This is a genomic window from Castellaniella sp., from assembly GCF_047971665.1.
GTDB lineage: Bacteria > Pseudomonadota > Gammaproteobacteria > Burkholderiales > Burkholderiaceae_B > Castellaniella.
The window spans coordinates 126,040-135,264 of sequence record NZ_JBKEAA010000019.1 but is presented as its reverse complement, the minus strand read 5'-3'; the positions used below and the strand labels follow the sequence as shown (position 1 = coordinate 135,264).

At 57.3% G+C, this 9,225-nt stretch carries 11 protein-coding genes and 1 tRNA gene; 8 read left to right on the top strand and 4 right to left on the bottom strand.

The annotated features are described in order from the left end of the window. Positions 1 to 197, bottom strand: a 197-nt coding sequence (locus tag ACK5JE_RS08220; RefSeq protein WP_416799692.1) for a hypothetical protein, incomplete at its 3' end; no start/stop codon positions are given. Positions 198 to 295: 98 nt separating this feature from the next. On the opposite strand from ACK5JE_RS08220, the gene ACK5JE_RS08215 reads away from it, so the two are divergent. The 3 genes from ACK5JE_RS08215 (at position 296) to ACK5JE_RS08205 (ending at position 2,137) form a co-directional block, all read left to right on the top strand. Beyond that, positions 296 to 371, top strand: a tRNA-Ala gene (locus tag ACK5JE_RS08215). Positions 372 to 668: 297 nt separating this feature from the next. After that, positions 669 to 884: a hypothetical protein gene (locus ACK5JE_RS08210; protein WP_416801208.1), complete on the top strand. Its 216-nt coding sequence runs from the start codon at positions 669 to 671 to the stop codon at positions 882 to 884. A 29-nt stretch (positions 885 to 913) separates the two neighbouring features. After that, a complete protein-coding gene (locus tag ACK5JE_RS08205) occupies positions 914 to 2,137 on the top strand; it encodes an endonuclease (protein WP_416801216.1) in 1,224 nt (407 codons plus the stop codon). A gap of 20 nt (positions 2,138 to 2,157) precedes the next feature. On the opposite strand, the gene ACK5JE_RS08200 is transcribed toward ACK5JE_RS08205, so the two are convergent. Together ACK5JE_RS08200 and ACK5JE_RS08195 are read right to left on the bottom strand one after the other, a co-directional pair. Beyond that, on the bottom strand, positions 2,158 to 2,910 hold the full coding sequence (locus ACK5JE_RS08200; protein ID WP_416801207.1) for a hypothetical protein: 753 nt from the start codon (positions 2,908 to 2,910) through the stop codon (positions 2,158 to 2,160). A gap of 193 nt (positions 2,911 to 3,103) precedes the next feature. After that, complete coding sequence (locus tag ACK5JE_RS08195) at positions 3,104 to 4,351, bottom strand: hypothetical protein (RefSeq protein ID WP_416801206.1); 1,248 nt, start codon at positions 4,349 to 4,351, stop codon at positions 3,104 to 3,106. A gap of 205 nt (positions 4,352 to 4,556) precedes the next feature. Here ACK5JE_RS08195 and ACK5JE_RS08190 point away from each other — a divergent pair, with 205 nt between their 5' ends. Together ACK5JE_RS08190 and ACK5JE_RS08185 are read left to right on the top strand one after the other, a co-directional pair. After that, entirely contained in the window at positions 4,557 to 4,910 is a 354-nt protein-coding gene (locus ACK5JE_RS08190) for a helix-turn-helix domain-containing protein (protein ID WP_416801205.1), read from the top strand. Next, positions 4,907 to 5,776, top strand: a complete 870-nt coding sequence (locus tag ACK5JE_RS08185) for an ImmA/IrrE family metallo-endopeptidase (protein WP_416801204.1) — start codon at positions 4,907 to 4,909, stop codon at positions 5,774 to 5,776. The genes ACK5JE_RS08190 and ACK5JE_RS08185 overlap by 4 nt, the downstream gene beginning before the upstream one ends. Before the next feature lie 17 nt (positions 5,777 to 5,793). On the opposite strand, the gene ACK5JE_RS08180 is transcribed toward ACK5JE_RS08185, so the two are convergent. Continuing rightward, positions 5,794 to 6,426: a hypothetical protein gene (locus ACK5JE_RS08180; RefSeq protein WP_416801203.1), complete on the bottom strand. Its 633-nt coding sequence runs from the start codon at positions 6,424 to 6,426 to the stop codon at positions 5,794 to 5,796. 341 nt (positions 6,427 to 6,767) lie between these two features. Here ACK5JE_RS08180 and ACK5JE_RS08175 point away from each other — a divergent pair, with 341 nt between their 5' ends. Genes ACK5JE_RS08175 through ACK5JE_RS08165 form a run of 3 tightly spaced genes read left to right on the top strand, consistent with a single transcriptional unit; the run spans position 6,768 to position 9,093 of the window. Then, on the top strand, positions 6,768 to 7,241 hold the full coding sequence (locus ACK5JE_RS08175; protein ID WP_416801202.1) for a DUF2924 domain-containing protein: 474 nt from the start codon (positions 6,768 to 6,770) through the stop codon (positions 7,239 to 7,241). Further along, the gene (locus ACK5JE_RS08170; RefSeq protein ID WP_416801201.1) at positions 7,238 to 8,623 is read left to right on the top strand and encodes a recombinase family protein; all 1,386 of its coding nucleotides are present in this window, start codon (positions 7,238 to 7,240) and stop codon (positions 8,621 to 8,623) included. Before ACK5JE_RS08175 ends, ACK5JE_RS08170 begins: the two co-directional genes overlap by 4 nt. Beyond that, positions 8,620 to 9,093 (top strand): hypothetical protein, encoded by a 474-nt coding sequence (locus ACK5JE_RS08165; RefSeq protein WP_416801200.1) that lies wholly within the window; start codon positions 8,620 to 8,622, stop codon positions 9,091 to 9,093. Before ACK5JE_RS08170 ends, ACK5JE_RS08165 begins: the two co-directional genes overlap by 4 nt. Positions 9,094 to 9,225 lie beyond the last annotated feature (132 nt).

Genomic DNA, 9,225 nt, shown 5'->3' with positions numbered 1-9,225 from the left:
TGGTATCGAAAGCGCTGCAGCACCGACAGGACGTGCGCGTGGCGCTGCGCCTCGGTGCCGTCGGCGACCTGTGGATCGAGCCCAGCGGTGCCGGCCAGAAATTGTTCCAGGCTCTCCAGGCTGGTGAGCCGTTCGTCGTGCAAGGTCAAGATCATCTCCCGATGATCGACGACCCGCGGCCAAAGCTCCAGACTCATCTGATGTTGGAATCACCAGGCCCCCTTCAGACTCATCTGATATTGGACAGGGCTAGCACTTATCGTCGGTCTTTTCTGTGTTAGAATGCTCGTCTTTCGGGGACGTAGCTCAGCTGGGAGAGCGTCGCGTTCGCAATGCGAAGGTCGGGAGTTCGATCCTCCTCGTCTCCACCAAAACAAGCGCCTGACAGTTCTCTGTCGGGCGTTTTGTTTTGGGCGATCCCCGCGTGGTGCGCCACTCTCGCGGCTCTGCGTGTGCCACGGCCTCCCGGTCATTGCCCCCACTTCTGGCAGTTTGGCCCTCTTTTCCTCTCAGAATCTCAGAAAAATATCGTGAACCTGCCGCCAGCGGCACACGCAGAATGCCCATTGAATCAATGAGGTAGGTGCGACATAAATAGCACGGTTCACAACATACCCTGCCCAAGCAAGAGATAAGATGAGGCACTTTCAGTGGCTCGGAGTACCCCCATGCCCCTTCTCGTTGCACTCGATGAATACGACTCTGCTCTGCAGGCCATCGCAATTCATGCCCAGATCGGCCGCCAAGACCCATCCCATCACGAAGCGACCTTGCGGCTCATTGCCAGCATCTGTGAGAAAACCAACGAAGTAGTCGCTGACGTCCTACCCCACGCCACGGCAGAAGCCGCAGCGATCCTATTCGCTGACGAAGCGAAGCGGTAGATCTATGGTAGGGTGGCACGGACCCAAAACTGGGCAAGCATCGACCTACTAGTGCTTGCTTCTTACCGCATCAGCTCCGTGAAAATCATCCTCATCTGCCTGGCGATCATCGCAGGCGCCATACCGCTCCCATCATCAGCAGCCCCCAGCTCGTTCCAGGCAGCCAAGGTCGAGGCCAGGCAGCCAAGGTCGAGGCCAGGCAGCCAAGGTCGAGGCCAGGCAGCCAAGGTCGAGGCCAGGCAGCCAAGGTCGAGGCCAGGCAGCCAAGGTCGAGGCCAGGCAGCCAAGGTCGAGGCCAGGCAGCCAAGGTCGAGGCCAGGCAGCCAAGGTCGAGGCCAGGCAGCCAAGGTCGAGGCCAGGCAGCCAAGGTCGAGGCCAGGCAGCAGGTATACGCCGACCGAAACCACACGACAGAAGGTACCCTCTATTGCGGCTGCACCTGGCAGTGGACGGGAAAAAGTGGTGGACGCGTGGATCTGGCATCGTGCGGCTACACGCCCCGCAAAAATGCCAATCGTGCAGCCAGAATCGAGTGGGAGCATATCGTCCCAGCCTGGACCTTCGGCCACCAACGCCAATGCTGGCAAAACGGCGGACGCAAGAACTGCGTGGCCAACGATCCTGTTTTCGGCGTCATGGAGTCCGACCTCCACAATCTTGCACCGTCCGTGGGCGAGGTCAATGGGGACCGCAGCAACTTTAACTACGGCATGGTGCAAAAGAACCAGCCCCTCCAGTATGGGCAATGCCCGACTCGCACGGATTTCAAGGCCCGCACGACCGAGCCCAGAGATGAAGCAAAGGGACTGGTAGCCCGCGTGACGTTCTACATGGCTGACCGCTACGGCTTGACACTGTCAAAGGGCCAGCAGCAGATCCTGATGGCCTGGGATCATCAGCATCCAGTGTCCGCATGGGAGATTGAACGTGACCGCCGCATCACCAAGGTCATGGGCCACCAAAACCCCTATGTCACCGGCGAGAAAAAATGGAAACTTGGCCAGAAGCCGTCCCGTGATGGGCTGAGAGGAATACCCGCCTCCGCCCCAATCCTGGCCAAGGCAACCACTGGGATCAATCCGGCCGAATCCGCAGCCGTGCAAATCATCGGAAACCGCAATAGCCACGTTTATCACCTACCCCATGGATGCCCCAGCTACGGCCGCGTGGCCAAGCACAACCGTGTACTGTTTTCCACCGAGGCTGATGCTTTGGCCGCTGGGTATCGCAAGGCTGGAAATTGCAGGCAATAAAGACACCGGCCACTGGCTACCTACCTTGCACAAGGCATCGAGTACAAGCCTTCTCTGTCATTAATCTCAACCAGGGCCTTGAACGCCCGACGAGCCAAGGCATAGTTCTGACCTTTGAATAGGTCGCCAGGCTTCGTGCTCCCGCTACCAGCAGCCTTCATCACTCGCAGGCCTGGCACTGGCTTTCCCTTGAGTTGCCACAGCGCCCTAAATACCGCAGCCTGCGTCGGCGTCAGGCGGATTGGAGCGTCCTGGACCTGCGGCACCGTCACCCACCTAAAATCTTCAGAAAACGGCCCGTGAGCTGGGGCAATAGGATCTGGCGATGCCACCGGTTCCGGAGAAGGGGTCAATGACGGCTCATCCAACAGGCCGATGGCGGAAATCCCACCCCCGTACAGAGCAAATCGCTCCTGCAGCGGAAGCCACCGAACGTCGGCACCAAACGGCAACGAGTAGACATCAAGCGCGACCGGAGTAATCAGGCGAATGGCACCACCTGGTACACGCACACGATCAAGCAGACTCGGAGCCTTCAAAACACGCAGAAGGTCTCTGGCCAGGACGACAGGGGACTGACGCGCACCACCAATGCGCCACACGCCTTTATCCAGCTCAATAGTCCCGTCGCGGCTCTGGATATCCAGCGCCCGCCTCAGTGATCGCTGCATCCAGGCGTCATCAATTGCCCAGGCATCAAAGTCATTAACCCCCACATCCACCGGCCCGCAGTCTGGACAACGGCACTGTCGCCCTTTGCCCAGATCAATCACCAGAAGACGATGCTGGGCGCAGCAGGGACATAAGACCATGCCGCCGCCAGCACCTGCAGGCCGAACTGCACTGCCCAGGGATTTGAGCCCTACCAGATCTGCCTGCGACAACAAGGCAGATCGGATGGGCTGCCCGCTCTCGAATAGGCGACAGGCTAGATTCCAAGCATCATGAACCGACACAATGACAGCCTCAGGTCAGCTCTTCATCCGCACCAATAGGATCATCCTGCCCGTCCTGCACAACATTGGCGGTCAGCGTCTGTCCTTCGTCCAGAATCCCTGCCGTCACCAGGTAGCTCTCGAGTCGCTGTTTCAGTGCCTCGTCGTACTGATGCAGGTTGATCCGACCCCGGTATGTAACTTCGATTTTGACGACCTTGCGTCGAATCTTGCCAGGCTCCGGCGGGTAGTACAGATCGATTTGCGCTGCAGTCACGGTCCAGTCAGATCCCAAAAGGCCCGCCGTCACCGGATTGTCCTGCAGAAGGTCGACGATGCTCTCATCGTCGACCCGTCCCATGGCGCTGGCCGCGATCTTCGTCTTTCCCTGCGCATCCACCAGGGTGATCGACTTCACCCGTGCTGCAACGAAGCCATCCGCAAAAACTTCAGGCACATGGAACCCCAAGCGCAACGACGACAGATCCAAATGCGACGGACGCAAGCGCTGAGGATCAATATGATCCCGATGAAGTACATGCTTGGCGAATGCCTTCAACAAAGCCTTCTGATACTGATCACCGCCCTTGACCATACTCTGCGACACCCCAGTCGTCGGACAATACTCGATGGCCAGGACGAAATCTGGATTGCCAACATGCTGCTTGAGCGCTGACCCATCAAACTCGAGTCTCATCATCGGCAGGTCTTTCAGGTGGAGCGTCACAAGTACGTTGCCTGATTTGCGCACCATCCCATACGCCACACCGAACTCACCGTTGCCCTGTTTCTTGCGGTAGTAGTCCCCCATCGCGACTTGAAAGGCATCCAGCGCAACAGGACTGAGATCAGGCAATACCTTGATACCCAGGTCATGCCTATAAGCACGTGGCTCGTGGCCATCGAAATACAGCAAATCCATGGCCTGATCAAACAGGCCTAGGTGATGGATGTACAGCCAGAATGCTCGATGCAGATCACTGTACTTCGACGTGAGCTGCACCATTACCGCCACGTTGGTCAGCGTAGCCGCCTCATAGGCCGCTTCACGACCCGCTGGGTGCGAGAGCGCTGCCACACGCGAGAGGTCCGCCAGCAACGCATCCCTGGCAGCCGTATCCGACCAAGAGTTGACTGCTGTCACCACAGCAGCGGGAGCCGTGTCGACATCATCCCAGTCCAGCCCAACGGGCAGTGGCACAGACCTGTCTGCCAGGAACTTGCGCATCGTCGAGTCGGGGGGAAGGCTCAGCAAAATAACGTCATGGTTCTGTTTCAAGGCGGGCTCCTGGGCAGAGATTGACGACAACTCCACATGCACCGGCCTGTCAAAAAAACCATCAGCCAATGAAAGTAAAGTAGTTCTGTACGATTGTATCAACCGAAGCACTCATGTCAAACAAAAAAGGGCTTGATAGGGAATAGGTATCTACTTGCTATACTATTGGGCTATCACCAAGCCACCTCGCAACTAGGAGAACTTCATGGCCAACACCGCTTTCGGTCGACGACTGCGGCAATTTCGTCAGGCCAGAGGACTCACATTGCAGCAAGTTGCCGACAAGGTCGACTGCACGAAGGCCTACATATGGGAGCTGGAAATGCGCGAAGGCCCCCGGCCAACCGCAGAGCGCCTCAACGCCATCGCTAAAGCACTACACGTCACGCTGCCCGACCTCATGGGCGAATCGCCCGAAGGAGTCTCGCAGGCCACCCCTGATGACGTCATATTCTTTCGCAATTTCGTCGGTCGATCCGAGGAACAGAAGCAGCAACTCAAGGAGATGGCCAATCTCCTCTTCGCCGCCCAGGACAGCGCAAAAGACAAAACCAAATGACCAGTCCGGACTACCTGACGCCATTTCGGGCAGCAAGCGACTTGATCAAGGTTATACGGGCATTTCACGGCGATCCGTATCTGGCACGAATCGACCTTGAAGACTTGCGCAACATCCTGCCCGAAACAGCAATGGGCAGAGGCATCCGCGAAATCATGACGCCGATGCCTGCCACCAACAGTGAGTTCGAAGGCGCACTTCTGCGCGATCCAGGCGACACCTCTCGATGGGGCATTCTGTACAACGGTCGCGCCAGTCGAGAACGCCAACGATTCACCATCGCTCACGAGTTCGGTCATCTTGTTTTGCATCGGGGCCTGCAATCAACTTTCAATTGCAGCAAGGCTGATGTTTACGCCAGCCTGGACGACGCTCGAGACATCGAACGCGAAGCCGACGACTTCGCGGCCAATCTACTCATGCCTGGGGACCAGGTCAAGACCATCCTGGATCGCCCTGATCTCAATTTCCATCACCTGAGCGAAGCTGCCAGCGAGTTTGGCGTATCGCTCGAGGCCGTGTGCCTACGATTCATCAAATACACCACGCAGCGCGCGATTCTCATCCATTGGGACAGCGGCTTCATGAAATATCGCTGGCGTAGTGATAAGGCCGTGCGCACCGGAACCCGCCTCACCCACAGAACAGGCACCGTCGCCACCGACCGGTACATCAACACGCTGGCCAGCGACGAGTTGACTGCACAGCAGTGGGACGGCGAAATCATTCCTGCACACCACTGGTGCTCGACTGAAGCGCCCTACATGAAGTTGCGCGAATGCAAGCACACCTTCTCCGGCCAGGACAGGGTGCTCACTTTGCTTTTTTTTGAGAGTGCTGAACCCCGGTGGCAAAGTGCAACCTAGCAACCCATGAAATTTTCCTAGTCAGCAACATTAAGAATTTCTCGCTCTAGGTGCCCATTAGACACACAGTATGTGTTCTGCCCCTGGCCCGGAAAGCTGGCTCCTGAATTTGCCCCAAACGAAATCGTATCGCTAAAGGTTTGTGGGAATCCTCCTGCTGCAGGAGCCACCCGTACCTGTCGCGTGAGCACATATTTAATATTTGCAGTCACCCGAGTCTTGTTCTTCTCTATTGGCTCAAAGACAAGATTTACCCGTCCCTCGAGATTCATTTTCCTCTGCAAGTAATACAGCATACCTCCCTGCATAATCTCATAAGACTGATCCGCTGCTGCTGCCGGAAACCGATACTCCCGCTTTCCTCTTGCATTTGAAACCTGGGAATCAATTACGCCACAATCAACGTACTTTTCAGGGTCTCCGCTGTAACTGACGTTGATAAGGCCCGAACTTTTATCAAGGTTGTTGATCACGAAGAAATTCTTTCCGAGCGCTGGTACCGTCGTCTTCCATACTTCGTCGACGGCCTTATCGACAGTCTTCTCATTCGTACCAGGAAGCTGGTTAGTCGGCGGCGTATAAGTAATCTGCCCAGCGCAGCCTCCCAGCAAAAGGCAGAAACCCAAACTCATTATTTTTCTCATCTTCATCTCAGCATCCGTGATTATCGAATGATGGCGAGCCAAATCTTGACTCCCCTTCTCTACCCGCAAACACATTACCACAAGTTACAAGGTGATCTAGCATGATCGATGTTTTCCCCACTGCCGGGCACCAGCATGCCGAACCCAAACGCCTCCGAAGCCACGACACCGACAACCAGCCCCCGACACCCGCACCAGGAGGTCATCGACACCCTGGCCGTAGGAGTGCTGCGGCTGCTCTCCATGCATCCGCTGCCGAATTCCGGCAGCATAGACAAGTTTGACCTTGGCTTGTGCCCACCACAGAGCGTTACTACGAACCCCGACACAGAGAACGGAGTTCAGCCATGACGACACAGGCACAAGCCCGCCAGCAGGCATCGATTACATCTCGCATTGCAGCCCTTCCCAATCTCAGCATGGACGCCTTGTGGGCGCTATGGGATGAGCATTTCAGGGATCGTCCCGGCCATCACCACCGATTATGGTTGGAATCCCGTCTGGCCTACAAAATCCAGGAACAGACCTTCGGAGGTTTGAAACCCGCCACCCGACGCAAGCTCGAAAAGATTGGCGAGACGGGCATCCTGCCAAGCCGCCTGCAACGTGATGCCAACCAGTTGCTCCCTGGGACCGTTCTCACCCGCATCTACGATGATGTGGAACACCGCGTGACGATCTGCGGCGTTCGCAGCTTCGAATATCACGGTCAGCGCTTTAAGAGCCTCTCGGCGGTCGCTCGAGCCATCACCGGCACCAACTGGTCAGGGCCCGCCTTCTTCGGCCTGAAAGCTTCGGGCCACACCAAGGGGGCAACATGATGAACACTGCCGCCACGATCACAAAAAAACGCTGCGCTGTGTACACACGCAAATCCACCGACGAAGGCCTGGACCAGGAGTACAACAGCTTGGAAGCCCAGCGCGACGCGGGTCTGGCCTTCATTGCCAGTCAGCGCCACGAAGGGTGGGTAGCCGTCGACGACACCTTTGACGACGGCGGCTACTCAGGCGGCAACATGGAGCGTCCAGGCTTACAGCGTCTGATGCGTCTGGTAGAGACGGGGCAAATCGATATCATCGTGGTCTACAAGATCGACCGGTTGACCCGCAGCCTCTCGGACTTCGCACGGCTCGTAGATGTTTTTGACCGCGAGGGCGTGTCCTTCGTGTCGGTCACGCAGCAGTTCAACACCACCACATCCATGGGCCGACTGACCTTGAACATTCTGCTTTCCTTTGCGCAGTTCGAGCGCGAAGTCACCGGTGAACGCATCCGCGACAAGATCGCTGCCAGCAAGGCCAAGGGCATGTGGATGGGTGGTATGCCGCCTCTGGGCTATGACGTCATCGAGCGCAAACTGATGATTAATGACCGTGAGGCCGACCTGGTGCGCGACATCTTTCGTCGTTATGCCGAGCACGGCTCCGCCGCACGTCTGGTACGGGAACTCGCCATCGAGGGCCACACCACCAAGGCGTGGACCACGCAAGAGGGGCGACACCGGCCTGGTCGACCGATTGACCAGCAATATCTCTACAAAATGATCCGTAACCGCGTGTACCTGGGGGACATCACACACAAAGGCAAGGCCTACCCAGGCCAACATGAAGCCATCATCTCCCAGGAGGTATGGGATACGGTTCACAGCATGATTGATCAGCGTAAGACAGGGCCTCGTGATCAACACAGCGAGCACCCGGCACTGCTGGCGGGTCTGCTCTTTGCTGACGATGGTCAACGGATGATGCACACCTTCACGCGCAAAAAGGATGGTCGTCGATACCGTTACTATCAGCCCTACCAGTACAAAAAGCGCTATTCGGGGGCAACTGTCAAACCCGGCACTTTCAATCCGGGTTTGCTGCCAGCGGCAGACCTTGAGGCCGCAGTGCTCGAACAGATTCACCTCGCATTGCAAAATCCCGAGACGCTGGTAGCCGTTTGGCAATCGGCACAAAACCAGACTGACCATGCCGTTGATGAAGCCCAGGTGGTGCTCGCCATGCAAAACATCGGGCGAGTGTGGGAGCAGCTTTTCCCCATTGAGCAGCAACGCATCGTGAGGCTCCTGATCGCCCGAGTACAGATCCACGAGCAGGGGCTTGACATCCACTGGCGCGAGGATGCCTGGGCAGGCTTTACTCGCGAGGTCACCGACCACCCACTGGTCACTGAAATGCAGAAAGGGGCGCCAGCATGAGCACGAACCTACGCCGACAACTCGTGCGCATCGAACCAGCCGGTACCGCCCGTCACTATACGCAAGACCACCATCGCGTCACGGCAGTACCCCTCACGATCCGTCGCCGCCAAAACCGCAAGGTACTCATCCCGCCGTCAGAATCAGGCTCCGCGCTGGCTGCGGGTGGCCTGGATGCTCCCATGATCAAGACACTGGGCAAAGCCTTTTATTGGCTTAAGCAGCTCGACAGTGGCAAATACAGCACCATCGCAGACCTTGCCCGATCTCAGGGCATGGAGCCAGGGTGGGTCGCTGAGATACTGCGCATGACGCTGCTGGCACCGGACATCATCGAGACGATCATCGCGGGTGAACAGCCTCGGTATCTGAATCTACACGCTCTACGAGGCCGCGCAGACTTCGAATGGCCACGAGATTGGCAGGCGCAACGGGAACTCCTGGCAGATCTGAGCAACTCGTCAGGATAGGCTCGACACGCATCGCCTTGGCACGCTCGGGGGCGCCCACAGACATGGCGGGGAAAATGAAGTTTCGCGGGTTTTCCCCGCTGCGTCCATCGTGATTTCCCCGCCAAAAATTTGAAATGACACCCATTCCTC

Bases quoted from the DNA above. Each gene is read 5' to 3' on its own strand.
- ACK5JE_RS08175 (WP_416801202.1), top strand. From the start codon at position 6,768: ATGACGACACAGGCACAAGCCCGCCAGCAGGCATCGATTACATCTCGC.
- ACK5JE_RS08170 (WP_416801201.1), top strand. From the start codon at position 7,238: ATGATGAACACTGCCGCCACGATCACAAAAAAACGCTGCGCTGTGTAC.
- ACK5JE_RS08190 (WP_416801205.1), top strand. From the start codon at position 4,557: ATGGCCAACACCGCTTTCGGTCGACGACTGCGGCAATTTCGTCAGGCC.
- ACK5JE_RS08185 (WP_416801204.1), top strand. From the start codon at position 4,907: ATGACCAGTCCGGACTACCTGACGCCATTTCGGGCAGCAAGCGACTTG.
- ACK5JE_RS08210 (WP_416801208.1), top strand. From the start codon at position 669: ATGCCCCTTCTCGTTGCACTCGATGAATACGACTCTGCTCTGCAGGCC.
- ACK5JE_RS08165 (WP_416801200.1), top strand. From the start codon at position 8,620: ATGAGCACGAACCTACGCCGACAACTCGTGCGCATCGAACCAGCCGGT.
- ACK5JE_RS08180 (WP_416801203.1), bottom strand. From the start codon at position 6,426: ATGAAGATGAGAAAAATAATGAGTTTGGGTTTCTGCCTTTTGCTGGGA.